Source organism: Nocardia niigatensis NBRC 100131, from assembly GCF_000308655.1.
Taxonomy (GTDB): Bacteria; Actinomycetota; Actinomycetes; order Mycobacteriales; family Mycobacteriaceae; genus Nocardia; species Nocardia niigatensis.
The window spans coordinates 515,697-541,103 of record NZ_BAGC01000043.1 but is presented as its reverse complement, the minus strand read 5'-3'; the positions used below and the strand labels follow the sequence as shown (position 1 = coordinate 541,103).

Below are 25,407 nucleotides of genomic sequence, written 5' to 3'. Positions count from 1 at the left end.
GTGCGCGCGCCGCGCTACGGGCGTGCCGATCCGAGGTGTGCGGGCCGGGTCAGGCGGGTCGGGCGGGTCCGGCCGCGCAGCGTCACCGATTCGCCCAGCCGCCAATGGATCTGCTCGCGTGTCCCGGCGACGGTGGCGGCGGAGGTCCGCACCCGCAGCTCGCCGGTCTCGGCCGGCTCGCACAGCGGCCCGGCCGCATCGACCGCGCCGCCGAGGGGTCCGCCCGCCGCCGGGCTCAGTGCGTGACGGCCGGCTCCACGGCGTGGGTGCCCGCCCGCCGGCCCGAGAACACGCAGTCGGCCAGGGACAGACCGCTCACGTACGAGTTGGAGCAGATCCCGACCGCCGCCCGGCCGGCCGCGTACAGACCCGGGATGGCCGCGCCGGATTCGGCGCGGACCGCGCCGGTCTCCTCGTCCACGAGCAGACCGCCCAGGGTGAGCATGGGCATCGGGTAGGTCAGCCGCGACTTGAACGAGATGTCCAGCAGCGCAAATGGTCCCGTGTGCAGCGGGCGGCGCAGGTCGTCCGGCTTGCCCATCGGGTCGGGCAGTTGCTGCTCGATGGCCCGATTGTGCGCGTCCACGGTCTTGCGCAGGGCCGCGGGCTCGATACCGGCCCGGACCGCGACCTCCTCCACGGTCCGGCCGGTCACGCTGCCGAGCCGCAGCAGCCGCTCGGCCTGCATGCGCTGGAACCACACCGACTGCTTGCCGATCTGACGGCGCGCCTCCGCGGCCAGCTTGGCATCGACCAGCAGCCACGCCCGATGCCCGGGACTGGTCGCGATGGCCGCGCCCAGCGCCGCGCCGTAGCGGGATTCGTCGATCATGCGCTGCCCGTTGGCATCCACCGCGATCGAGCCGAAGTAGGCGCTGGGCGGTGCGATGAAACGCCAGGTGGACAGCACATCCATGCGATCGGTGGCAGCTCCCGCCGCCTGCGCCATGGCGATGCCGCTGCCGTCGTCGCCGGCGGTGCCCAGCGGCAGGCCCTCGGCCCACGGATAGTCCGGCGCGTGCTCGGCGACCATCGCGCCATTGGCGATGAAACCGCCGGTGGTCAGGATGACGCCCGACCGGGCCCGGATCCGCACCGGCACCCCGTAGCGCCGCTCGATGCGGGCCAGCAGCGCCTGCACCGCCTTGCGCAGACCCTGGTGGTACACGCCGGGTTTCGACGAGATGCGGGCCAGCGCGGCGAACCGGCGCTGCACGGCCGCGGGGGCGCCGCCGATCGTGATCGCCTCGATACCGGTGACCCGGCCGTCCTCGATCACGAGTCGCGTTGCGCGGGTGCCGGTCTGGACGCGCACCCCGTGCTTCGCGGCCGACTCCGCGAGCGGCCCGAACAGCTTCTTGCCCGACACTCCGCGGCCGTGCGCGCGATGTCCGCGCTGCCGCGGCTTCGCCAATTCCCGGAAGCCGCCGGAGTTTTCGCTCCCCGAGTAGTACAGGTAGTGGTCGTCGGTCGGGTATGAGGTCTTGAACGGGCACAGCGAAGGCTGGAACGGAACCCCGTGCCCGGTCAGCCAATCGATCAGCGCGGGAGACTCCTCGCAGAACCGGCGCAGCGTCGCCTCGCTCACGGTGTCGCCGACCTCGGCCCGCAGGTACGCGAGCATGTTCTCCACGTCGTCCTCGACCCCGGCCGCGCGCTGCACCCAGGTGCCGCCGCCGGCGTACACGATGCCCCCGGACAGCGCGGTCGCCCCGCCGCCCAGGTATCGGTCCAGCGCGAGCACGTCGGCCCCCGACTCGCGTGCGGCCAGTGCCGCCGCGACACCCGCGCCGCCGTATCCGACCACCACCACATCGGCCGAAGAGTCCCAGGTCCGCACCGTCGCGACCACCTTCCCGAGCGAAGAAATCCCAGCGAGGTGAACTATAACGTGTTCTAGTTCGGTGCGTGGTTCGCGGCGAGCCGTTCGCGGATGACCGGAACGCCGGTTACCGTCGGACGGGTGGCCAGCAAGTCAGCCGGGCCGGCGATCGAGGTGCCGGTCGGCGAACACACGGTGCGCGTGTCGAATCCGGATCGGGTGTACTTCCCCGAAACCGGGGCGACCAAGCTCGACCTGGTGCAGTACTACCTGAGCGTGGGCGACGGGATCGTCAACGCGCTGCGGGACCGGCCGTGCATGCTGCACCGCTTCCCGAAGGGCCTGTCCGGCGGCAAGGTCCACCAGAAGCGCCTGCCCGGCGGCGCGCCCGACTGGATTCCGACCGTCCAGCTGTACTTTCCGCGCTACGGCCGCACCGCCGACGAACTCTGCGTCGACAAGCTCGCCGATGTGATCTGGGCGGTGCAGATGTCGACGGTCGAGTTCCACCCCTGGAACTCGCGCCGCTTCGCCACGGAGCTGCCCGACGAATGGCGCATCGATCTCGACCCCATGCCGGACTGCCCGTGGTCGCGGGTGCAACAGGTCGCGGGGGTGGTGCACGAGGTGCTCGACGAGCTCGGCGCCGTCGGCTGGCCGAAGACATCCGGCGGCAAGGGATTGCACGTCTACGTGCGCATCGCGCCCCGCTTCGGCTTCCAGGAGGTGCGCCGGGCGGCGCTGGCCTTCGCGCGCGAGGTGGAGCGGCGCGCGCCCGCCGATGTCACCACCGCCTGGTGGCGCAAGGACCGCGATCCGGCGCAGCTGTTCGTGGACTACAACCAGAACGCCCGCGACCACACCATCGCGGCCGCCTACTCGGTGCGCGGCGTGCCCGAGGCGACGGTGTCGACTCCGGTGCGCTGGAACGAGATCCCCGAGATCCACCCCGGCGACTTCACCATGAAGACCGTGCCCGCCCGCTACGCCGAACTCGGCGACCTGCACGCCGGCATCGACGAGGCGGTCTTCGACATCGAACCGCTGCTGGTGTGGGCCGACCGCGACAAGATCGCCGTCGACCTGGACGAGGACGACGGCGACTAGAGCTCGTCGGTGGTGATCAGGCCGTCGCGGATGGCCCGCGCCACCAGCGCCGCCTTGGTCGGGGCCGAACGCCCCACCGCCGCGTACTTGGCGCGGATGCGTTCCAGGTAGGTGTTCACCGTGCCGACCGTGATGTAGAGCTGCTGGGCGACAAGGGCTTTGGACTCGGTCTGGAACCAGGCCAGCAGCACCTCGCGCTCCCGGCTCGACAGTCGCGGCCGGTCGTCGCCGTCCGAGCTCATGGCCCGGGCCATGGTCGGGCTCAGATAGGGCCGCACCTCGGCGGCGGCGTGCAGGGCGGCGATGAGGTGTTCGCGCCCTTCGGTTTTCGACAGATAGGTGACCGCGCCCAGATCCAGGCAGTCCCGGACCAGGTGGGGTTCGGTGTACTGGGAGTAGACCACCACCCGGTGCCCGCGCGCGCAGATGGTGCCCAGCGCGCTCAGATCCGGTGCGCGCTGGTCGAATTGGAGATCCAGCACGAGAGCGTCCAGGTCGCCGCGGTCCGGTCCGACGGCGGCCAGGAAGGACGCCGGGTCCGGATGGTCGGCGGCCACCTCGATGCGCGGCTCGGCCGCGGCGCACCAGCCGCGCACCCCGTCGCGGATCAGCGGATGGTCGTCGACAATGGCGATGCGGATCATCGGGCTCCCTCGACCTGGAAACGGTGATGCAGCCGCGCCCAGAGCAGTTCGCCCGCGGTGACCACCTCGGTGTGCACCGCCCCGGCGGCGTCCAGGGCGGTGCCGGACAGCCTGGAGAGGCGGTCCAGCGTCTCGGCCGGGCAGTCGCCCAGCGCGCTCACCGTACAGCCCGCGGCGTCCGCGGTGACGACCACCCGGGCCCGGGAACGGCTGGCGTCCAGCATGATCCGGGTCGCGGCCACCAGATGGCCCCGGACCGCGTCGGGCAGTTCGCGACCGGCGGGGTCGGCGGCGCGGCGGAAATCGACGTCCGCCTCGACGGTGACCGCCACCCCGCGCCGTTCGGCCGCGTCGATGCCGGTGCGCAGGTCCGACAGCAGCGGGTGGCCGAGACCGTCCTGCTGGGTGAACAGGCGGCGCAGGCGCGCGTACTCGGTGCGGGCGGCGGCCTGGACGGCCGGGTCGCCGGGATCCAGGGTGCTGTCGGCGAGACCCGCCAGCAGCGGGGTGAATTCGGTCAGTAGTTCGCGATAGCGGCGCAGGCACTCCTGCTCGGTCATCCGCCCGACCGCGTCGGCGGTGCGGTGCCGCAGGCGTTCCCGATGCAGGGCGGCGGCCTGCCGCGCGGCCCGGTCGAAAGTGGCGGCGAACCAGGCGGTGAGCATCTGCAGGAAGAAGATGGCCGCGGTGTGATACCCCAGCACCGTGAGGGTGTCCGCGCTCGGCGACCTGGTCAGCACCAGCGCGCACACCAGGACCCACCACGCGCTCAACGCGGACAGCGACAGTCGCGGCGGCAGCCGGAAGCCCAGCGCCACCACCGCCCAGCCGGACGCGCCGATCGACCAATTCGCGCCCGCCAGTACATCATCCGGCGGCAGCAGCGTGGTGAGCAGCAGCGAGGCCGCGACGGCCACACCCATGAGGGCGAGGGTCACCGATTCGCGGCGGCGCGGGATCAGCGCCGCCAGCGCGCAGACCACGTTCACGGCGACGAGCAGCGCGTTCACCGCCGCCGGGGGCGTGGCCACCGCGTCGGTGAGCGTCGATTGCAGCAGGGTGTCGGCGACGGCGATGCCCACCATGCCGTACCCGAAACTGCGCCCGAGCCGGTCGATTCCGGCCGCGGCCGCCGGCGCGCCGAAGGAAGGATCCTCGGGCGCGGACGGTGTCGCGACCGGCCAGCGCAGCCGGACCTCGGTGCCGCGCCCGGGGGTGCCGGTGACCTCGGCGTCGCCGCCCACGGCCCGCAGGCGCTCGATGATCGAATGCCGGACGCCGTAACGGTCCTCGCCGGGCACATCGTCGAATCCGACGCCGTCGTCGCTGATCAGCAGCGTCCCGGGACCGGCGCTGATCACCACGTGCGAGGCGTGCGCGTGCCGGTCGATATTGGTGAGCGCCTCCCGCGCGGCCGCGGTCACCGTCCACGCCAGCGCCCGCCGGATCGGCAGCGGGCCGGGGGTGCGCAGCGTGACCGGGGCCGAGCATTCGGCGCTCAACTCGCGCAACAGTTCCGACAGATCGGCCGGGGTATCGTCGCCCGGCAGCGGGATTCCCGACTCCAGCACGGTGAGGTCCCGGGCGGCCTGCCGGGCGATGCGCTCGCGATCGCCGGCCGCGCCCTGGCCGACCATCAGCAGGGTGGCCGCCGCGGTGTCGTGCATGACCGCCCACTGCTCATGCTCGTAGCGCCGGCGGGCGGCCGCGACCTCGCCGGCGATGCGGGAGTCGGCGGCCGCGGTCACGGTGTGGTCGTGCACGGTGGCCGCGCGCAGCACCACCCGGCGCACCCCCACCGCCAGCAGCCATTCCACCACCAGGTAGGCGACGGCCAGATCGGACAGGAAACGCCACGGCGTGAGACCCGGTGTACTGCGATTGGCCCAGTAGAGCAGCGCGAGGACCAGCACGGTCACCGCCGCCGATATTCGCACTCGCTCAGCGATTCCCACGGAGATCACCGTTGCCGCCACGACCTTCACATCGATGAGGTCTCCGGTGCCGACGCCGGACGCGGCCACACTGACCGTGCCGAGCAGGTAGATCGCCACCACCGCGACATCGGCCGCGGTCCACCACGGCCCCAGACGCCGCCCCCACAGCCGGCCCGCGGACCACATCGCCAGCAGGACGGTGACCGTGCGCCCAGCGCCCGGATCGACGGACCCGCTGACCAGATGCACCACGGTGAGCAGCAGACAGGCGGCGTGCCGGAACCGGATGGCCAGCCACGTCGCCTCCTGCGCGACCGCGGCGTGGGTCGGGTCGGCTTCGCGCAGCACCCGGTCACGGTACCGAACCGGATTCGAACCAGCATGGCATCCCCGCGGCCGCCCCGGTGTCCGTCGAACGTCCGACAGACAGACCCGCCCGACTGGGGAAAAGTGAACGGTGCAGAGGGGTGCGCGGGTCCGGCCCGCGCCGCTGCTGCGCCCGCGGCCGTTGGCGGGCGGGGAGTCAACGGCCGCCGGGTCACCGATCGGCGATCGGTGACCAGCCCGCCCGAATTCGCCCGGGGCTGGTGGCAATTGCCGGTGAGTAGGCAATCTCCCGTGATCAGGCGATCTTCTGTGAGTAGGCTTCGGAGTGAACGGGTAGCGAGCCGAGAGATGACACGGCCCGGCGCAGGAGGCGCGGGATGGAGTGGTTCGTCGCACCGGAATACTGGTTCGCGCGGCAGATGATCGAGCGCGGGATCGCGGCCGTCTATGTCATCGCGTTCGTGTCGGCTGCCCTGCAGTTCCGGGCGCTGATCGGGGAGCACGGCATGCTGCCGGTGCCACGATTCGTGGCGCTGCGGCCGTTCCGGGCGGCGCCGAGCGTCTTCCAATTCCACTACTCCGACCGGTTCTTCGCGGCGGTGGCCTGGTGCGGGGCCGCGGTGTCGGCGGCCCTCGTGGGCGGGGTCGGGGATCTGCTGCCGCTGTGGGCGGCCGCGGGAGTATGGCTGCTGGTGTGGGTGCTCTACCTGTCGATCGTCAACGTGGGGCAGATCTGGTACTCGTTCGGGTGGGAGTCGCTGCTGCTGGAGGCCGGTTTCCTGATCGTGTTCCTCGGCAACGACCAGGTGGCCCCGCCGGTGCTGACGGTGTGGCTGGCGCGGTGGCTGGTGTTCCGGGTGGAGTTCGGAGCGGGTTTGATCAAACTGCGGGGCGATCAGTGCTGGCGCGATCTGACCTGCCTCTACTACCACCACGAGACCCAGCCCATGCCGGGCCCGCTGAGCTGGTTCTTCCACCGGCTGCCGCGGCCGCTGCACCGGATCGAGGCGGGGGCCAATCATGTGGCGCAGCTGGTGGTGCCCTTCGGCCTCTTCGCGCCGCAGCCGGTCGCCAGCGTGGCCGCCGGGATCATCATCGTCACGCAGTTGTGGCTGGTGGTGTCGGGCAATTTCGCCTGGCTCAACTGGCTGGTCATCGTGCTCGCCTGGGCCGCCGTCTCCGATTCGGCCGTGGCAGCGGTGCTCCCGGCTCCCGCGGCACCCGCGCTAGCGGATTCGCCGCTCTGGTTCACACTCGCGGTGTTCGTCTTCGCGGTCGCGACCGTGGCGCTCAGCTATCTGCCGGTCCGCAATATGCTGTCGAGTCATCAGCGAATGAACCAGTCCTACAATCCTTTCCACCTCATCAATACATTCGGCGCGTTCGGTGTGGTCGACCGCGTCCGCTACGAGGTGGTCGTCGAGGGCACGGAGGAAGCCGTGCTCACCGCCCACACCCATTGGCACGAATACGAATTCAAGGGCAAGCCCGGTGACCCGCGCCGGCTGCCGCGCCAGTGGGCCCCGTACCACCTGCGCCTGGACTGGCTGATGTGGTTCGCGGCGCACTCACCCGCCTACGCGCGGCCATGGTTCGCCGGCTTCCTCTACCGCCTGCTGCGCAACGATCCCGCCACCCTGCGCCTGCTGCGCCGCAACCCCTTCCCGGACGCCCCGCCCCGCTATGTCCGCGCCCGCCTCTACGAGTACCGCTTCACCAGCGCCCGGCAGCTGCTCGCCACTCATGCCTGGTGGGAGCGCACCCTGGTCGGCGAGTTCGCGCGGCCGACGGCGTCGCCGCGCATCTCGCGCGTGACACGGACATAATGCGGCATGGGTTTCTTCAGGCCGCGCTGCCCGGTGGGGGAGGTGGAACGGCTCTGGGTCGAGGAGATGCTGTCCTGGTGCGCCACCCAATTCGGCACCAGGACGTTGCGCACACCCGTCATCCTCCCGACCTCCGACTACTTCCCCGATACCTACACGGGGACCGCGCCGCAGGTGCTCTCCGTCGTGGAGCGGGTAGCCCGTTACATGGGCGTGGGCCGGGATCGCATTGTCGTGGAACTGGATTCGGCCGCCGCCGTCCCACCTGACCAGCTCATGCACCTGGAGGGCGCGTCGCGCGGTGAGGCCGGGCACTATCGGCTCGAACACGGCCGCGCGGTGGTGTCGCTCGAACTGGCCCGCCTGCGCTCACCGATCACCCTGGTGGCGACCGTCGCCCACGAACTGGCCCACGAACGCCTGCTCGGCGAGGAACGCATCGCGCCCGAGCGCCACGACGGCGAGCAGCTCACCGACCTGGCCACCGTCTACCTGGGCCTCGGCGTCTTCAATGCCAATGCGGCCTTCCAGTTCTCGCAGAACAGCCGGGGCTGGCGCTCCCAGCGCCTGGGCTACCTCTCCCAGCCCATGTACGGCTACGCCCTGGCCTGCTGGACCGTCATGCGCGGCGATGCCAAGCCCGCCTGGTCGTCCCACCTCGACACCAACCCGCGCGTGTACATGAAGCAGTCCCTCAAGTACCTGCGCGCGACTCCCGACGCCCTGCCCGGCTGGCGCGCCGCCGCCTTCGAATCCTGAAGGCGGCTTGCGGATCCGGAAGCCCCGACCCGCAAGCCGGTCGTCCCGGTCAGACGGTGCTGCTCACGCGGCCGTTCTCCAGATGTCCGGCGAAGTGCCTGCGCCAGTTGGTGTTTCCGGACAGCGTGAGGGTCAGGTCGTACCAGCCCTGGTCGAGTGGAGCCGTGATGTCCCGCTTGGCTCCGGCGTCGATGGTGGTGCTGGCGCCGCCACTCACCTGGATCGTCAGCGCGGAGCTGCCGGAATTGCTCACGGTGACAATGAAAGTGGGCTGATCGGCGCTGCCACCGATAGCGGCCGTGGCGGTGAGGGACGCGGTGTCCCCGGTGCCCGCCGCCTCGACCAGAAAGCCGTTGGGGGCGTGTACCGCGAAGTCGTAGGAGCCGCCGATCTGGAATCGCTCCGTGGCCGTGCCGCCCGGCGCCACCACCGTCTGACGGATCGAATTGTCGTGGTAGGCAAAGGTTTGGAACGGCATGGCGACCGATCCCTGATTGCCGAATCTGACCGTCGCGGCCGACCCGGACACCTCCAGCCAGGCGACCGGCTGATACGGCAGCGGGCGGGCCTTGGCCCGGCCCCCGTCCTGGACGGGCATCTGCTGCCCGGCAGGCGAAGGCGGGGTGGGCTTGGGCAGGTTCTTCTGACCGGCCGCGCGGGCGCGCTCGGCATTGGCGTCGGGCAGGGTGGGAATGCTGGTGTCGCGCTTGCCGAAATCGAAGCAGCTGGTGAGGTCGCCGCAGACGGCGCGGCGCCAGGCCGAGATGTTCGGCTCGGCGACACCGGTCCACTGCTCCAGGAACCGCAGCACCGAGGTGTGGTCGAACACTTGGGAATTGACGTAGCCGCCACGGCTCCAAGGGGAGATGACCAGCATCGGCACCCGCGGTCCCAGGCCGATCGGCGACTGCCCGCCCAGCAGCGCCCCGGCCCGGCTGATCAGGGTGTCCATGCTCGCCGAGCCCGAGGCCAATCCGAGGGTCGCCGAGCCGGAATTCAGGTCGGTGCCGGTGATCTCCAGCGACGGCAGGATCTCGTCGGGGGTGCCGGGCGGCGCGGTCGGCGGCACCACGTGGTCGAAGAAGCCGTCGTTCTCGTCGTAGTTGACGAGCAGGACCGTCGACTCCCACAGTTTCGGGTTGTCCCACAGCGCCTGCAGGACGCGCTGGATGTAGGCGGCGCCGTCGGCAGGCCGGTAGGCGGGGTGCTCGGAGTATCCGGCGGGCGCGACCACCCATGACACCTGCGGCAGCGTGCCCGCGGCACAGTCGGAGATGAACTGCTGCAGTACGAAATCCACATTGGTGCCGTCGGTCCCGGCGGGCGCGGGCGTCATGCCGGTGGTGGTCACCTTGGCGCGGTCGGCGAGCTGGCGGACCGCGGGATCGGCGGAGGCGGCCGCGTCGTGGTAGGCGCGGAACAGCCACAGCGGATTGTCGCCGAAGTCGGCGAGGAAGTCGCCGCCGCTGTGCGAGTCGGCGTACACCTGCCACGAGATCCCGGCCTGCTGCAGGCGTTCCGGATAGGTGGTCCAGTTGTAGGCGGCCCGGTAGTCCGGGGGATTGGACACCGCGGGGCCGCCCGCCCGGCCGGCGGCGTCGATGGTGCCGGTCCAGTGGAACAGGCGATTCGGGGTGGTGGGTCCCTGGATCGAGCAGAAGTAGTGGTCGCAGATGGTGAACGCGGAGGCCAGGGCGCGGTGGAACGGAATGTCGGCCTCGGTGAAGTAGCCCATGGTCATCTTGGACTTGGCCGCGATCCAGGAGTGGTAGGCGCCGTCGGCCCACGCCATGTGCGTGGTGTTCCAGTCGTGCGCCAGATCGCCCATGTCCTGGCCGTCCACCCGGGTGGTGTCGACATGCCAGGGGAGCAGGAATCCGGTGCTGCTGAACGCATCCGGCTGATGGAACGCGTCCCGCGTGTCGCCGCCTGCCGAGCCGCTGCTGCTGCCGCTGCCGGATCCGCTGGCCGAACCGCTCGCCGAGCCGCTGGCGCTGCCGGTGCCCGCCGACCCGCTGCCCAGATCGGTGCCGGGTCCGCCGGCGAGGGCGGTGTCCATGGCCGCCTGGAGAATCGGGTCGTAGCCGCCGGCGGGCAGTCGCACGGCGCGCTTGTCACCGAAACCGCGGACGCCGCTCATGGTTCCGAAGTAGTGATCGAAGGAGCGGTTCTCCTGCATCAGGATCACCACGTGCTGCACCTGATCCAGGGAGCCGGAGCGTCCCGGTTCCGCCAGCGCCTCCGCCATGCCCTCCGGAAGTCCGGTCACTCCGGCCGCGCCCGCGGCCAGCATCGACCCCAGTACCGTCCGCCGATTCGTCCTGGCGAATCCACGCCCCATCAGGAATCTCCGATCCATCCGTCAGATTTGTCGCGACCCGCAGTCCGCCTGTGCGTCATCGCATTCCAGGGCGGCGCGGCAGACGCTACCGGCCGTGCGGTCGAAACGCACCGTTGGATATTGGTGCTCGGAGGGCATCGCGGTGAATCGGTGTGAACCAATTGTGAATCGGCGTGTATCAGTGGTGAATCGGGCCGGGCGACCCGGAATTGGTCCGGTGATCACCTGGGGGCCATGTCGCGGTGCCACGGTGGTCGGGTGCGGACGGAAACACAGACGCCCCCGGCGCGCGCGGTGCGCTGGTTCCACCTGGTGTGCGACGCGGTGGTGGCGCGGCTGCCGTTCGGACTGGGCCGGTTCGTGGCCCCGACCTTCGTCGGCTATCTGCTGGTCAGCGGATTCACCTTCACCGTCGATCTGCTGCTGCTCACCGCCCTGCACGGTCTGGTGGCGCTGCCGATCGCGGTGACCGTCGCCTACTGCACGGCCTTCGGGCTGAGCTATCTGCTCAACCGGATCCTCAACTTCGAATCGCATGCCGCGGTCGGCCCGCAACTCGCCGTCTACGTCGTCGTGGTCGCCGTCAACTACCTGGTGTTCATCCTCGGAGTGACCAGCAGCGTCGCGGCGCTCGGCCTCGACTACCGCCTGGCCCGCATTGTCGGCGGCCTCGGCGAGGGCCTGTTCATGTACACCTCGATGCGGCTGCTCGTCTTCCGGTCCGGGCGCGGGCTACGGCATGCCGGCCAGGTTGCGCCAGAAGTTGGCGAGACTGTCGGTGCCGCCGAACAGAGTCGTGAAGTTGGTGGAGTCGGCCATGACGATGTTCCCGGCGCGAGCGCCGGTCGGTGGTAGCCAGAGCAGCGTGTTGAACTCGGTGTTGCCCGCCTCGGTGAACGGGTGCGGCCGGCTCAATTCGATGGGCTGCCGGGCCAGCAGCCGCACCGCATCGCCGTCCGGCTCGGTGAGTTCGTAGTGCGGCAGGTGCGGGTGGAAGTTGAAGGTCGTGACATTGTCGAGCAGGTGCAGCTCGTCGGCGTCGCGGAAAGCGGTCAGGGGCGCGATCGAGCGGGTGCCCTCCACGACCGCGGGCCGCAGGCCGTAGATGTTGTGCACCGGCACGTTCAGGCCCGCCATCAGCGAACGGGTGTACGCGCTGAAGCGTTGCTGGCGTGGCACCAGCGGATCGCCGTGGTGCTCGAACTCGATCTGACGCTGGGTCAGATCATCGGTGAAGCCGACGTCGTGGTGCGGGGCCAGCAGCAGGCAGGTGCCCTCCCGCCGCAGCCACTCCCGAAGGGCGGCGATCTCCTCGGGGGCCGCTTCCTCCTGCGCCAGCAGATGATCCAGGCCGAAGACCATGAGGGTGTCGGTGCCGTCCAGGATGCGCTCGTCGATGGGCAGCTCGTACCCGGCCTGATCGATGCGCTGGAAGACCGCCACCGGATTGCCGCTGACCTCCTCGGCCACCCGCTGGAATTCGAGGGTGGAGCGGTGGAACAGTTCGAGGGTGCCCGCGACGCCCTGCAGGAAGTGCGCGGCATCGTATTCGGGGGTCTCGTAGGCCGGCCAGGCCACCTTCCGCACCTCGGTCATGGTGGAGAAGCGATTGTCCAGCTCGGCCGGATCCCGTTGCGACTCCCACGGATAGCTCCACGTCCAGTAGATGCTGATCCGCCGGCGGCCGGGCGCCGCGGGGCCGGGGCGAAAGAACTGGTTGTAGGTGCGTGCGGGAATCCGGGTCATGAGGCCGCCTCACTATCGGGGAGAGTGCTCAGGTAGCGCAGCGCGCGCAGCCCGGGCAGGAAGAAGTAGGCGCCACCCCGGACGCGGGTGAACGCCGGAATTCCCTTGATGGTCTTGCGAATCGGGCGCTTCGGGATCTTGTACTCCAGGGTCCCGTCCTGATTGCCGATGATCGGATCGCGCTCGTTGCCCAGTTCGTGGAAGCTCGTGTCGTTGATCCACACGTTCTGCGCGAACTCGAATTGGCGGACCAGGCTCGCGCACAGCACGAACGCCGCGATGCCGCGGTCCGCGCCGTCGTCGGGCGTCCCCTCGGGCAGGTACGGGCCGTAGGTCGCGCCGCGGCGAATCATCCTGCGGCGCTGGATGTTCACGCCGGTGTCGCGCGGGTTCAAGCGGCGGATGTGCGAGCCCAGCGGCACCGCGTAGCCGTGTGGATCCATCTGCTTGTAGTCGAAGTCGTTGTTGCGCGCGGGATCCGCGCCCAGCTCCGGATCGTCCGCGTCCGGGGCCAGGACCAGCGGTGCGCCACTGCGCCACCGGCCCATCAGCTTCGCGGCCAGGAGCTCCTGATCCGCGGCGGTCGCGCCGTGCTCGGCGAGGAAGTCGCGGAACCGGCCCACGTCCTCGCGCAGGCGGCGGTAGGCCATGAACGTTCCGTTGCGGGACAGTGTCTCGGGCTGCGGCAGATCCTGCGGCGGGCCGGATTCGTCGTCGTAACCCAGGATGAATTCCCCGGCCTTGATCGGCGGGCCGCTGCCGGGCGTGGGCTCCTCGCCGGAACCCTCGATCACCGGCTGCGACAGGCGATCCCGGTAGCCGAAATGGTCGTGCGCGTGCTCGAACGGCGGGACGGCTGCCAGGTCCAGCGACGACAGCACGCTCGCGCCGGGGCAGTCGGCCAGCAGTGAATCATGCTGCGCCACTGCCGCTTCCCGCGCCGCCGCATCGCGGGCGAACAGGATGACGATGGCGTGCAGGTCGTCTCCGGCCGTGCCGTCGATCCAGTGGCCGGGGTCGTTGTCCCCGGTGTCGCCCAGGACCTCGGCCCGTGCGGCCATGCCCGCGCGGAACTCGGCCGGGAAGCTCGCCAGCGCGTCCTCCGGAAGACCCAGGGCGCGCAGGCCGTTCCAGGTGAACGCCACTGACACCCAGGGCTTTCCGCAGTCCGTCGATGCCATCAGCTCCGCCGCCGAGGGCACCCGGTCGATCATGGCCGTCAGCCACTTCCGGGCCCCGGCGGCGTCGCCGAACGACAGGAACTCGTAGCGTCCGGTCAGCGCGGGCACCCTGGTCAGCAGGATGTGCTGGATATCCTCGAATTCGAGCATCGAGGCGTCCGCTACTGCATCTGGTCGAGCATGACCGAGAACGCGTCCTTGAGCCGCAACGCCTTCTTGATCTCGTCCGCGGTGACATATGGGTATTCGCCGTATTCGAGGAAGCTCGGGAACTGGTGCGTGCGGAAGAAGTCGATGACGGCGGCCTTGTTGGTGAGCCAATCCTCGGGAAAGCCTTCGAGATTCACGAATGTGGTCTCGACGCCGGTGGACAGGAAGATGTCCAGGGCGTCCTCGAGGTACTTGTCGAAATCGGTATCGAAGATGCCCTGATATTGGAAGTACAGTCCGTCGCCGACGTCGAACAGCAGCCAGCGCAGGTAGTGCAGGCGCAGTGGCGCGAGCACGCTCGGGTCCTCGCGGACCGCGGTCTCGATGATCTTGCCGTGCTCCCGGATCTTCGCCTCGCGGCCGGGTTTGACCTTCGCGATGATCGAGAACCCGAAATTAGCGGGAGTCCGTGGGTAGATCGGTCCGTACCGACCCTGCTGGTATTCGAAGTATCCCGATTCGGGAATCGCCATTGCTGCTGGAATCGACCAATGTGCTTCGCTCGGGGTCACGATCGCGCCCTTCTTCTCGATCACAATGGAATTGCTGGAACATAGCCCACGATATCGTGACGGATCCCGCCGAACTCTTCTCGGCGTGACATGTGATTGTTTCGATGCGACAGCTCACCGGGCGCCGGCCCGACGATCGCGTCGCGCCCGGCCGCGCGGGTCTGGGAGCGCTACCAGCGGTTACCTGTCACCCTGCGTCAACGGGGACTGGACGTCGATGTAGGTATGGCTTACCTTTGGCCGGTGAGTGTTGCCGAGGCTGTGCCGAATCTGCTGATCTGCCTGCGGGAGGGCCTCGAGGCGGGGCTCGTGGTGACCATCCTGCTGGCCGCCGTGCGCCGGCTGTCCACCCCCGAACGCCCGGTCTCGACCGCGCCGGTCTGGCTGGGCGTGCTCGGCGCGGTCTCGGTGGCGGGAAGCTTCGCCGCCGTACTGACCTATTCGACTGCCGCACTCACCAGTTCGGTACGGGCCGCGGTCGCGGGCGTGCTCAGCGTGCTGGCCGTGGCCCTGGTCACCGCGATGATCTTCTGGATGCGCCGGACCGGGGCCTCGCTGTCTGGGCAGCTGCGCGGCGAAGTCGCGCGGGCCGCGGGGCTGGGTGCGGGCGTGCTCGCGGTGACCGCGTTCCTGGCGGTCGGACGCGAGGGCCTGGAGACCACGCTGTTCGTGTGGACGGCCATCAAGGCGGCCGGGTCGACCGCCGCCCCGCTGGTCGGCGCGGCCCTCGGACTGGCCATCGCGATCACGCTGTGCTGGTTGCTGTTCCGGCGGGCGGTGCGGCTGAACCTCGGCGTCTTCTTCAACCGGACCGCCGTGCTGCTCATCGTGATCGCGGCGGGCGTGCTCGCCTACGGCCTCGGTGACCTGCAGGAGGCGGGCTGGCTGCCGGGCGCGCGCTGGATCGCGTTCGACCTGACCGCGCACGTCGACCCCAACTCGTGGTGGCTGTCCATCATCACCGGCATCACCAACCTGTCGCCGAAGATGACGGTGCTGCAGGTGGTGGCGTGGGTCGCGTACCTGGCCACTGTGATTCCGCTGTTCGTCCGCGCGGGCCGCACCGAGCCCGCCGAGACGACGGCCGGCAAGCCCGCCGAGACGACCGCTGCTGCCACGGAAGAGGCGCCCGCGCACGCGGATTGGTGGGAGCGGGTCGCCGGTCCGCGTCCCGTGCTGGTCGGCGCGACGCTGGTGCTGGTCCCGGTGCTGGCGGCCGGGACGGCCATCGCGCTGCTGCCCTCCGGGAACGACGACTCGGCGCGCACGGTCACCGTGACCGCGGACTCCTGTGCGCCGGAATGGACCTCGGCGCGCACCGGCACCCAGACCATCTCGGTGCACAATGCCTCCGGCAAGTCCGGTGAGATCGATCTGGTCGACGCGGACGGCGCGGTTGCCGGTGAGATCGAGAACATCGGCCCCGGCACCACCGCCGCGCTGACCGCCACCCTCAATCCGGGCAGCTACACCATCGTCTGCCTGATGTCGGGCAGGCCGTCGCTGTCCTCGCCGCGTGTGCGGGCCACCGGCCCGCAGACGGACGCGCCGCAGGCCTTCAAACCCGCGCGCGCCAGCGAACTGCACGCGCCGAACGAGGCGTATCAGGCGTACGTGCGTGGGGTGCTGACACGTCTGACCGGTGCGGTCGGGGCGCTCGGCCGGGATCTGCGGGCCCGCAATATCCCCGCCGCTCAGGCCGATTGGCTGCTCGCGCTGCAGGAGTGGGAGCGGGTCGGCGCGTCCTACAACAGCTTCGGCGCTGCGGGCACCGCGGTCGACGGGCTCCCCGGCGGCCTGCCGGGCGGGGTCAACGATCCGGGCTTCACCGGTCTGCACCGCCTGGAGTACGGCCTGTGGCACGGCCAGGGCCCGGATCAGCTGCTGCCCGTGGTGGACAAGCTCACCGTGGATATCGGTGCGATCGGCGACAACCTGACCAGCACCGATATCGCCGGTGATCCGGCCACCCTGCCGGTGCGCGCCCACGAGATCCTGGAAGACGCACTGCGCGATCACCTTTCGGGCCTCGACGATCAGGGCGCGGGCGCGGCCTATCCGGCGACGCTGGCCGATGTCGAGGTCACCCGCACGGTCCTGGATCAGCTCGGGGTCCCGCTGGACGAGCGCGACCCGCAGCTGCGCCCGGATCTCGGGACCAAGCTGGACCGGCTCCGCGCCGCCCTGCTGGCCACCCAGGACAACGGCCGCTGGCGCGCCCCCGCGCAGACGCCGCAGGCGGCCCGCCAGGCGGTGCTCGCCGCGATCGGCGCCGCCCTGGAGTCCCTGGACCGGGTCCCGCGGCTGCTGGAAACCAAAGCGAACTGACTCTCTACGAAGGACCGAGGCCATCACCATGACTGTCAGCCGCCGCCGCTTCCTCTCCGGCGCCGCCGCGGGCGCCGCCGGAACCGCCCTGACCGCGGGCGTTCTCGCCGAGGGCGCCCGGGTGGACGCCGCCGCGGGCGGGCAGGCCACGACCGCGCCGGCCTATCCGTTCCACGGCGAGCACCAGGCGGGCATTCTCACCCCGGCTCCGGCCGATCGCCAGAACGCCTCGTGTTTCGCCGCATTCGACGTGACCGCCGCCAATCGCGCGGAACTCGCCGACCTGATGAAGACGCTCACCGAGCGTGCCCGCGCCCTCACCGCCGGTGGCCCGCCGCAGGATCTGGGCCCGAGCCACCCGCCCGCCGACAGCGCCGTGCTCGGCCCCGATATCCCCGCCGACGGCCTCACCGTCACCACCGGTGTCGGCGCGAGCCTGTTCGACCAGCGTTACGGACTGGCCGCGCAAAAGCCCGCGCACCTGACGCCGATGCGGATCTTCCCCGACGATTCACCCGAAGCGGCCTGGATGCACGGCGATGTGCTGCTCCAGCTGTGCGCCCACAATCCGGACACCATCCACCACGCCATCCGCGATCTGACGCGCCACACCCGTGGTGGGCTCCAATTGCGCTGGAAGATCCAGGGTTACAACTCGCCGCCGCGGCCGTCCGGCACAGGCCGCAATCTGCTCGGTTTCAAGGACGGTACCGCCAATCCGACCGGTTCCGATGCCGCCGCGTTGATCTGGGCCGACAGCCCCGACGAACCGGCCTGGACCCGCGGCGGCACCTACCAGGTGGTCCGTCTCATCCGCATGCTGGTGGAATTCTGGGACCGCGTCTCGATCGCGGAGCAGGAGAACATGTTCGGCCGCCGCCGCGAGTCCGGCGCGCCCCTGGACGGCAGCAAGGAATTCGACATCCCCAATTACGCCGCCGATCCGGACGCCACCGTCACCCCGGCGACCGCCCACATCCGACTGGCCAATCCCCGCACCACCGAGACCGCCAACCAGCAGCTGCTGCGCCGTTCCTACAACTACGACCTCGGCGTCGACCCGAACGGCAATCTCGCCACCGGGCACATCTTCACCTGCTTCCAGCAGGACATCCAGCGTCAGTTCGAGACCATCCAGACCCGTTTGGCCGGAGAGCCTTTGACCGACTACGTCCAGCCCTTCGGCGGCGGTTACTTCTTCGTTCTGCCGGGCGTCACCGACACCAAGGACTGGTACGCTCGCACGCTGCTCAGCTGATCCGCCGCCCGATCCGGGTCGGGCGGTCAGCATGCCCCGTCACGCCGTCAGCACGGTGTGGATTCGGTTGTCGGGGTCGATGGTTCGGCGCAGTGCGGCCAGCCGCGGGTAGTTCTGGCCGTAGTAGCGGCTGACCGGATCACCGGGTTCGAGGTAGTTGGCGTAGGCGCCGGCCGAGACCGGTGCGAAGAGCTGGTGTGCCGCGGTGACCCAGGCCCGCGCGGTGTCGTGCGAGATCGGTTGGTAGGCACCCCATTCGACGAGAGCCGCGTGGTTGCGCCAGGGGAAGGCCGTCCCGGTGGGCGTGGTGTCGCGGATCGCGCCGTCGAGGGTGTTGATCTGCACCCAGCCGGTGCCGCCCGCCTTCGAGAAGGTGGTGAGCGCCTCGATGATGCGGGCGATGGCATCGGGGGTGACCTCGGTGACGACGTCGGAGCCGTTGGTGAAGGACGCGCGCGCCGAGGTCGGGCTGCCGCCCGCCAGATACAGGATGGTGTCCATGTGATCGAGGGTCTGCGTGTCGATGGATGACGGCTGCAGACCGATGGCATCGGTCAGCGCGGCCGCGGCCTGCTCGCCGGTCCCCGCGGCGCAGACCATCTGCATCCAGCAGTCCAGGTTGCCGTTGCCGTCGGCGTCGATGCTGACATCGGCCCACTGGGAGCGGTCCGCGGACTCCAGCCAGCTGGACCAGCCCGCGATCACCTGGTCCGCGCTGTCGCCCGGAAAGGTCAGGCGCACCAGGTCTTTCGAGGTCGCCGGGCAGGTATCGTAGGTGAGCGAGGTGACCACCCCGCACAGTGACCCGCCGCCGCGCAGCGCCCAGAGCAGGTCCGGTCGTGCGGTTTCGGATACCTCGGCGACGGTGCCGTCGGGCAGGACGAGCGTCGCCCCGATGAGCCGGTCGCAGGTGACGCCGTAGGCGCGGGATTCGAAGCCGAGGCCGCCGCCGAGGGTGAGGCCGGTGATGCCGACATCCGGGCACATACCGGTCGGGATGGTCAGATCGGAGCGGTCCAGTTCGCGATAGACCTCGTACAGCGTGTGGCCCGGTCCGACAATCGCCTGTCCCGCATCGATATTCACCCCGGTGAGCTGCCGGACGTCGATGATCATCACGCCGGTCGCCGTCGACACCCCCGCATAGGAGTGCCCGCCGGATCGGGCGGCCACCGCCAGCCGGTGTTGGGCCGCGAAGTTCATGGCGGCGACCACATCGCCGGTATTCGCGACCTGCACCACGGCGGTGGGCGTCTCGTTGTCGAAGCGGGTGTTGAAGACCTGCTTGGCCGCCCCGTAGACGGGGTCGTCCGCCCGGACCACGCGGCCCCGGATCGCCCGCTCCAGTTTGCTCCAATTCGGTTTCACCACACCGTGAGCGGAGGAGCCGGCGACGGGGTCGGCATCGGAGTGGCCGGTGAGGCCCCACCCGGCCACAGCGATTCCCAGTGCGCCACAAAGGAATGTGCCGCGGGAGAACCGGGCCTCCGTCGGCCGTGCGAATCGCGCTCTGCGCATGTGCCCTCCGGGCTTGGTGCTAGCCGGAAAACCATGGCGGGCAACGGATGCACGCCGACCCCGGGACATCGATGATGTGTGGTTTGCCGCAATCTCCTGCGGATGATCAACAGCCGCCAGGTAATTGTGCCGACCACCCGGCCCGCGAGGCGGGACTTTCGCCAGACGCCTAAGACAACTCACAGGCAACCGTGACCGAATCGCCGTGTGTCGCTACAACGCCACCCCGCGGGCTCTCACCTCAGCGGTCGTTGGCGAATCCGGTTGCGACGGGCGCGATGTGCGTGCGGGCCAGCCGGGCGACCGCTTCGGGGTCGGACAGGTCGATCGCCAGGCTGGGCGCGGTGAGGTAGCCGAGCACGGTGTACTGACGCCCACGATGAAGTTGCGGCGTAAGCCGATCGGCGAGCGCTACGCCGATCTGATCGAGGAGATGTATCGAGAGCCTCAGAGATAGGCCCCGCAGGATGGCCAGGCGCCCGGTCCTTGCCGGTCGAGGATGCGCTCCGCGATGCGGATCTGCTCCTCCCGGCTGGCATCCGCGGGGTTTCCCGTGCCGCCGTAGGCCTTCCAGGTGTACGGGCTGAATTGCAGCCCGCCGAAGTACCCGTTTCCGGTGTCGGCGCCCCAATCGCCGCCGGCCTCGCACTGCACCACGGCATCCCAGTCGTGCTGCCGTTCGGCGGTGGCGGTGGCCGTCGCGCCGCAGGTCAGGAGTGCTATGCCCAGGGAGAGGAGGAGGAGCCGCGCGGGTCTTCGGGGCGAATCTTGTCCATGCATGCCGTGTCTCCGTTCGATGAATCGAAGGGGGCCGTACTCGCAGGAAAAGCAATCAGCCGATGATAGCTGAATATTCGCTCGAATGGTGTTTTTGAACTTATTTGCGTGATGAACGCTATAAAGACCGCGTATATTGCGTTGCCACGAGATAGCTATCGTCGGCCGCGCGGTTGGGGTCGACTACCGCAGGTGGAAATCACCGGGATCGGGGTCGGCGAGCATGGATTCCATGGTGGCGCGGGTGAAGGGCAGCAGGTCGATGGAGCCGCCCTCGGTGAAGTACCAGGAATTGCAGCCGGTGTTCCAGACGGTGGGGCCCATGGCCGCGGCCACCTCGGATTCGAAGCGTGCGGTGGCGTCCTCGGTGACCTCGACGGTGTCGAATTCGCCTGTAGTCCAGCGCTGGATCCACTTGGCGATGTAGCGGGCGGTCACCTCGGCGGCGTGGTGCAGCGGAATCGAACCGGTGGGGGAGTGCGGGCCCAGGACCGTGAAGAAGTTGGGGAAGCCGGGGATCGCGGTCATCCGATAGGCGCGCGGGCCCTTGGCCCAGGCGTCGTCGATCGAGATGTCCTCGCGGCCGGTCAGATTCATGGGCCGCATGTAGTCGTGGGCGCGGAAGCCGGTGGCCAGCACGATCATGTCTAGGTCGTGGTGGCGGCCGTCGGCGGTCCGGATGCCGGTGGGCGTCACCTCCTCGATGGCCGTGGTGACGAGCTCGGCATTGCGGGCGCGCAGCGCGCGATAGTAGGTGCCGGACAACACCTGTCGCTTGCACAGCGGCTCGTAGTCGGGCGTGAGTTGTTCCCGCAGACTCGGCTGGAGGATCTGAGCGCGCAGGCTGAGGCGCGCGTACTCCTGGACCGCGCGCCGCCGCCAGCTGGGCCGGGTGACCACATCGGTGAACAGCCGGGCGCCGGTCATTCCCGCCTGGTATAGCGCGCGATTCACCTGCGGCAGCTTGTTCAGCACCGCGCCGACCAGCGCCGGCTGCGGGATCTGCATCGGCGCCCAGATCACCCACTGCGGGCTGCGCACGAAATGTGTGACCCGCTCGGCCTCGGGCTGCAACGCCGAAACCACCTGCACACCGGTCGATCCCGTGCCGATGACCGCGATCCGCCGCCCGCTGGTCCGGACACTGTCGTCCCAGCGTGCGGTGTGCAGCACCTCGCCGGTGAACTCGGACAATCCCGGCAGTTCCGGCACGGCCGGATGATGCAGAACCCCGGTGGCCGCGATGACGAAGTCGGCCTCGTAGCGGTTGCCGTCACCGGTCTCGACCACCCACCCGGCCCCGGTGAACGTCGCCGCCACCACCTCGGAATTCACCCGCAGATGCGCTCGCAGCCCGAACCGCTCCACGACATCAGCCAGATACCGCTGGATCTCCGGCCCGGGCGCGAAGATGTGCGACCAGTCCGGCTTCGGCGCGAACCCGAACTGATACAGCTGGGACGGCACATCACAGGTCAGCCCGGGGTAGTGGTTCCAATGCCACACCCCGCCCACGTCGGACCCCTTCTCCAGGATCACGAAGTCATGGAACCCATTGCGCTGCAACGTGATCGCACTCGCGATGCCGGACACCCCGGCCCCGATGATCACGATGCGAGGCCGCCGCGCCGCACCCATCCCAACCTCCTTGTTGGATACCCATGGAACTCAAATACTGACGGTATTTGTAACCGAAGGTTATGTCAATCGGCGGACAGCGGTCGGCCCGCACCGAGCTCTTGGTGCGGGCCGTAGGGGGCGTGATGTGCCGATCGTCGCTACTTCAACGTGCGGCAGTAGAGGGCGTCCGGAGGAGAATGGTGATGGCCCTCATGGGTCCTTCCAAGGGTTTTCGTTGAAGGAGTTGTGGTTCCGGACTCCATCGCAAGGCCGAATTGCTATTCGCCACAGCCAGATTCGGCCGAATTCGGTGGTGGTGAGGGCCGGGTCGCATGCCTTCGCCACGGTGGCGTGCCACGGGCGACCTCGGTTCTCCTCGACGCCGAGAAACGTCAGTTCGCAATGGAACCGAGGGGAAATCACCATTTCCGGCTGATTGACAAGCTCGCGTTGTCAATCAGCGGTGGCTAGTCGGCGGACACCTTGGCGGGCATGGAGCGGTAGGCGTGCAGGTTGCGCAGGGGGTGCGGGATCGGCGGGCCGTCGAGGCGCAGGTCCGGGTATCGCTCGAACAGGGCTCGCAGCGCGATGGCGCCTTCCAAGCGGGCGAGCCTGGAGCCCAGGCAGCCGTGTATTCCGCTGCCGAACGCCAGATGTTCGGCGGCGTTGTCCCTGGTCACATCGAATTGCTGGGGTTCGGGGAAGACCGTGGGATCGTGGTTGGCGCCGGCCAGGGACAGCAGGACCAGGGCACCCGATTTGATGTGATGGTGATCGAGGTCGACGTCGCAGTTCGCGACGCGGCCGGTCATTCGCACGGGGCCGTCGTAGCGCAGGATTTCCTCGACCGCGTTCGGCCACAGCTCCGGCCGTGCGGCCAGTATCTCCAGCTGGTCCGGATGGCTTGTCAGCAAGGCGATTCCGTTGCCGAGCATGTTCACGGTCGTCAAGAATCCGGCGTCCAGCAGCAGGGCCGCGTTGGTCACCTGCTCGCGGCGGGTGAATTCGTCGGTTCTCACCAGCATGCTGAGCACGTCATCGCGCGGCTCGACGGTCAGCTGGTCGAGATGCTGCTCGAAGTACTGTTTGACTTCGGCCAGGTCTTCGACGGCGTCGCGGTAGGTGGACCAGGCCAGTCCGCGCTCGAGCAGCGGCGCGCCGGAGTCGCCCCATTTCAGCAGGGTCGCATGCATCTCGGGCGGCAGCCCGAGAATCTCGGCGATGATGGTGACGGGCATCTGCGCGGAGAAGTCGCCGATCAGATCGGGGCGGGGCTTCGATTCCAGGCGGTCGATCAGGTCATCGGCCACCTCGGTGATCCGCTTCTCCAGCGCCGCGATCGCCTTCGGCCCGAATGCGTGCCCGACCATGCGCCGATACCGGGTGTGATCCGGTGGATCGGTCACCAGCATGGAGGGCGGTTCCCCGAGATTGGGCAGGCCTGGATCCGTCTTGGCCAGCATCCACCGGATGGGCTTCGGCAGGGCGGGGTGGGTGGGCGAGACCACGCCGAAGCGGCGGTCGCGCAGGATGAGTCGGCACAGTTCGTAATCCGGGGTGATGTGCACCCCCGACATCCTGGGAATCCGGCCCCGCTGCCGGATGTCCTCGATGGTCGGCGAGGAGCCGAGCAGGCTGTCCGGATAGAGGGCGAGGCTGCCCAGCGGCTCACCTCGACGCGCCGACCACCGGAGGTAGGTCCGCAGGAAGCCGTGCATGAGCAACCATCGAGTCCACGTGCGAGTCAACATCGTCACCTCATCACTCCGAAGGCTACCTATGATAGTGATTCGCTATGGGTTGGTGCAGTGACAGGGGTGTGGGAGTGACATTCGGATCGGGCGTGGGGCCAGCCATGGACCGGCGCGGCTTCGTCAAGGGTGTCGGCGCGGCTGCGGCGATGCTGGGCTTGGCGGGCGTGGGCGCGGCCACGCCCGTCGTACGGGCCGACAGCGTAGACCCGAGCCCGAAGACGCCGATTTACCGCAGGCTGGTGCCGGAGATCTTCGCGCCCCTGCCGGATCCCGCCGATCATGTACCCGCGCTGGTCATCGGATCAGGGTTCGGGGCGTCGGTCACCGCGCTGCGCCTGGCGGAGTGCGGGATCGACGTCGCGGTGCTCGAGCGCGGATCGCGCTGGCCGAATGATCCGTGGCGCAGCATCTTCGCCGTCGACACGATTCCGGACGGCCGCGGCTTCTGGTATCGCACCACCTTCACCGGGGCGAACCGGATCCCGGTGGTCGTCGATCCGTTCGGCGGGGTCCTCGATGTGTGCAGCTACCCGGGCATCGATGTGTGGCGCGCGGCGTGCGTGGGCGGTGGCTCGGTCGTGTTCACCGGGGTGATGATCGAGCCGGAACAGCGGTTCTTCGATCAGGTGTTCGGCGGCGTGGTCGACTATCGCGAGATGCATGACGTCTACTACCCCAGGGTGCGAAAGATGTTGCGGCCCAGCGTAATACCGGACGACATCTATAACTCACGCGCGTTTGCGCACGCGCGCGCCTGGGACGAGCAGGTCCGCGCGGCAGGATATGCGCCGCAGCCGATCGATGGTCTGTGGACGTGGGACATCCTCCGCGACGAGCTCGCCGGGCGATCGAGGTCGTCGGCGACGGTGGGCTGTTCGGACCTGGGCAATTCCAACGGCGCGAAGTTCGATCTGAACCAGAACTACCTGCGCTGGGCCGAGGACACCGGCCGTGCCCGGATCTATCCGGGTCATCGCGTGGACGCCATCGCCGCGGAACCTGGAGCGCCGGGTCGCTATTCCGTCGCGGTGACCAAACTCGCGCCGACCGGCGAGGTGCTCCGCACCCGGACGCTGACCTGCGACCAGCTGTTCCTGGCCGCGGGCTCCCTCGGCACCGCCGAACTGCTGGTGCGCGCGCGGGCGACCGGCGCACTGCCGAACCTGAACGAGTACATCGGCGAGGGCTGGGGCAGCAACGGCGATGTCGCCCTGGCCCGGCCGCTCACCACGCTCGAATTCGGCACGCAGGGCGCGCCTTCCGCGAGCCGGATCCTGGACGAGGCGGGCGCGCCCGTGACGCTGGAGAACTGGTTCATCCCCGGCGTGACGCCCTTCGACATCGGCCTGCTCGGATCGCTGGGCATCGTGCTCGACGACACCCGCGGCCGGTTCGTCTGCGACCCGGCCGACGGGCGTGTTGACCTGCTGTGGCCACCGGACGGCGCGGCGGGCTATCTCGCGCGAGCGCGCGAGGTCAATGACGCCGTGATCGGTCCCGGTCAGCCGCTATCGACCCTGGAAGCGGACGCGTCGTTCACCGCCCATCCATTGGGCGGCGCGGTGATCGGAAGCGCGACAGACGAATACGGCCGGGTGTGCGGCTACCGGAACCTCTATGTGATGGACGGGGCGGCGGTGCCCGGTAGCTGCGGAACGGTGAACCCCGCATTGACGATCAGCGCGCTGGCCGAGCGCAATATCGAACAGATCATTCGTTCCGGCGGGTAGTGGATTACCC

Annotated in this window: 18 protein-coding genes and 1 pseudogene; 7 read left to right on the top strand and 12 right to left on the bottom strand. The window is 69.3% G+C overall.

The window, feature by feature from the left end; genetic code table 11:
* Positions 1-14: 14 nt before the first annotated feature.
* Positions 15-152 carry a hypothetical protein gene (locus tag ON33_RS43470; protein WP_245550591.1) on the bottom strand — a complete coding sequence of 46 codons (138 nt, stop codon included), beginning with the start codon at positions 150-152 and terminating at the stop codon, positions 15-17.
* 83 nt (positions 153-235) lie between these two features.
* Positions 236-1,840, bottom strand: a complete 1,605-nt coding sequence (locus tag ON33_RS19790) for an FAD-binding protein (RefSeq protein WP_051152540.1) — start codon at positions 1,838-1,840, stop codon at positions 236-238.
* A 123-nt stretch (positions 1,841-1,963) separates the two neighbouring features.
* Between ON33_RS19790 and ligD the strand changes: the two genes are divergently transcribed.
* Positions 1,964-2,929: a non-homologous end-joining DNA ligase gene (ligD, locus tag ON33_RS19785; protein ID WP_040860646.1), complete on the top strand. Its 966-nt coding sequence runs from the start codon at positions 1,964-1,966 to the stop codon at positions 2,927-2,929.
* Here the strand turns inward: ligD and ON33_RS19780 are convergent.
* Entirely contained in the window at positions 2,926-3,573 is a 648-nt protein-coding gene (locus ON33_RS19780; RefSeq protein ID WP_040860350.1) for a response regulator, read from the bottom strand. The two genes, ligD and ON33_RS19780, sit on opposite strands and share 4 nt — an antisense overlap.
* Complete coding sequence (locus ON33_RS19775; RefSeq protein WP_040860349.1) at positions 3,570-5,858, bottom strand: sensor histidine kinase; 2,289 nt, start codon at positions 5,856-5,858, stop codon at positions 3,570-3,572. The genes ON33_RS19780 and ON33_RS19775 overlap by 4 nt, the downstream gene beginning before the upstream one ends.
* Before the next feature lie 356 nt (positions 5,859-6,214).
* On the opposite strand from ON33_RS19775, the gene ON33_RS19770 reads away from it, so the two are divergent.
* Entirely contained in the window at positions 6,215-7,663 is a 1,449-nt protein-coding gene (locus ON33_RS19770; RefSeq protein ID WP_040860348.1) for a lipase maturation factor family protein, read from the top strand.
* A gap of 6 nt (positions 7,664-7,669) precedes the next feature.
* Positions 7,670-8,422 (top strand): hypothetical protein, encoded by a 753-nt coding sequence (locus tag ON33_RS38360; protein ID WP_051152480.1) that lies wholly within the window; start codon positions 7,670-7,672, stop codon positions 8,420-8,422.
* A gap of 49 nt (positions 8,423-8,471) precedes the next feature.
* Here ON33_RS38360 and ON33_RS19760 read toward each other — a convergent pair whose 3' ends face one another.
* Entirely contained in the window at positions 8,472-10,670 is a 2,199-nt protein-coding gene (locus ON33_RS19760; RefSeq protein WP_083869138.1) for a phosphocholine-specific phospholipase C, read from the bottom strand.
* 327 nt (positions 10,671-10,997) lie between these two features.
* Between ON33_RS19760 and ON33_RS43465 the strand changes: the two are divergent.
* Positions 10,998-11,468 (top strand): annotated as a pseudogene (locus ON33_RS43465) (GtrA family protein); the annotation flags it as partial.
* Between the two features lie 27 nt (positions 11,469-11,495).
* Here ON33_RS43465 and ON33_RS40585 read toward each other — a convergent pair.
* The 3 genes from ON33_RS40585 to ON33_RS19740 are packed head-to-tail and all read right to left on the bottom strand — an operon-like array spanning position 11,496 to position 14,373.
* Positions 11,496-12,509 carry a hypothetical protein gene (locus ON33_RS40585; RefSeq protein WP_040860347.1) on the bottom strand — a complete coding sequence of 338 codons (1,014 nt, stop codon included), beginning with the start codon at positions 12,507-12,509 and terminating at the stop codon, positions 11,496-11,498.
* A complete protein-coding gene (locus ON33_RS19745; protein WP_040860346.1) occupies positions 12,506-13,840 on the bottom strand; it encodes a Dyp-type peroxidase in 1,335 nt (444 codons plus the stop codon). Before ON33_RS19745 ends, ON33_RS40585 begins: the two co-directional genes overlap by 4 nt.
* A gap of 11 nt (positions 13,841-13,851) precedes the next feature.
* Complete coding sequence (locus ON33_RS19740) at positions 13,852-14,373, bottom strand: hypothetical protein (RefSeq protein ID WP_051152478.1); 522 nt, start codon at positions 14,371-14,373, stop codon at positions 13,852-13,854.
* 282 nt (positions 14,374-14,655) lie between these two features.
* On the opposite strand from ON33_RS19740, the gene efeU reads away from it, so the two are divergent.
* Complete coding sequence (gene efeU, locus ON33_RS19735) at positions 14,656-16,740, top strand: iron uptake transporter permease EfeU (RefSeq protein WP_040860345.1); 2,085 nt, start codon at positions 14,656-14,658, stop codon at positions 16,738-16,740.
* Positions 16,741-16,768: 28 nt separating this feature from the next.
* Positions 16,769-17,998, top strand: coding sequence for an iron uptake transporter deferrochelatase/peroxidase subunit (efeB, locus tag ON33_RS19730; protein WP_040860344.1), 1,230 nt, complete (start codon positions 16,769-16,771; stop codon positions 17,996-17,998).
* A 39-nt stretch (positions 17,999-18,037) separates the two neighbouring features.
* On the opposite strand, the gene ON33_RS19725 is transcribed toward efeB, so the two are convergent.
* The 4 genes from ON33_RS19725 to ON33_RS19710 form a co-directional block, all read right to left on the bottom strand.
* Positions 18,038-19,435, bottom strand: coding sequence for an FAD-binding oxidoreductase (locus tag ON33_RS19725; RefSeq protein ID WP_051152477.1), 1,398 nt, complete (start codon positions 19,433-19,435; stop codon positions 18,038-18,040).
* 528 nt (positions 19,436-19,963) lie between these two features.
* Complete coding sequence (locus ON33_RS19720) at positions 19,964-20,296, bottom strand: transglycosylase family protein (protein ID WP_083869105.1); 333 nt, start codon at positions 20,294-20,296, stop codon at positions 19,964-19,966.
* 180 nt (positions 20,297-20,476) lie between these two features.
* On the bottom strand, positions 20,477-21,931 hold the full coding sequence (locus ON33_RS19715; protein WP_040860343.1) for a flavin-containing monooxygenase: 1,455 nt from the start codon (positions 21,929-21,931) through the stop codon (positions 20,477-20,479).
* A 449-nt stretch (positions 21,932-22,380) separates the two neighbouring features.
* The gene (locus ON33_RS19710; protein ID WP_040860342.1) at positions 22,381-23,664 is read right to left on the bottom strand and encodes a cytochrome P450; all 1,284 of its coding nucleotides are present in this window, start codon (positions 23,662-23,664) and stop codon (positions 22,381-22,383) included.
* Between the two features lie 74 nt (positions 23,665-23,738).
* Between ON33_RS19710 and ON33_RS19705 the strand changes: the two genes are divergently transcribed.
* Positions 23,739-25,397, top strand: coding sequence for a GMC oxidoreductase (locus tag ON33_RS19705; protein ID WP_306307518.1), 1,659 nt, complete (start codon positions 23,739-23,741; stop codon positions 25,395-25,397).
* Positions 25,398-25,407 lie beyond the last annotated feature (10 nt).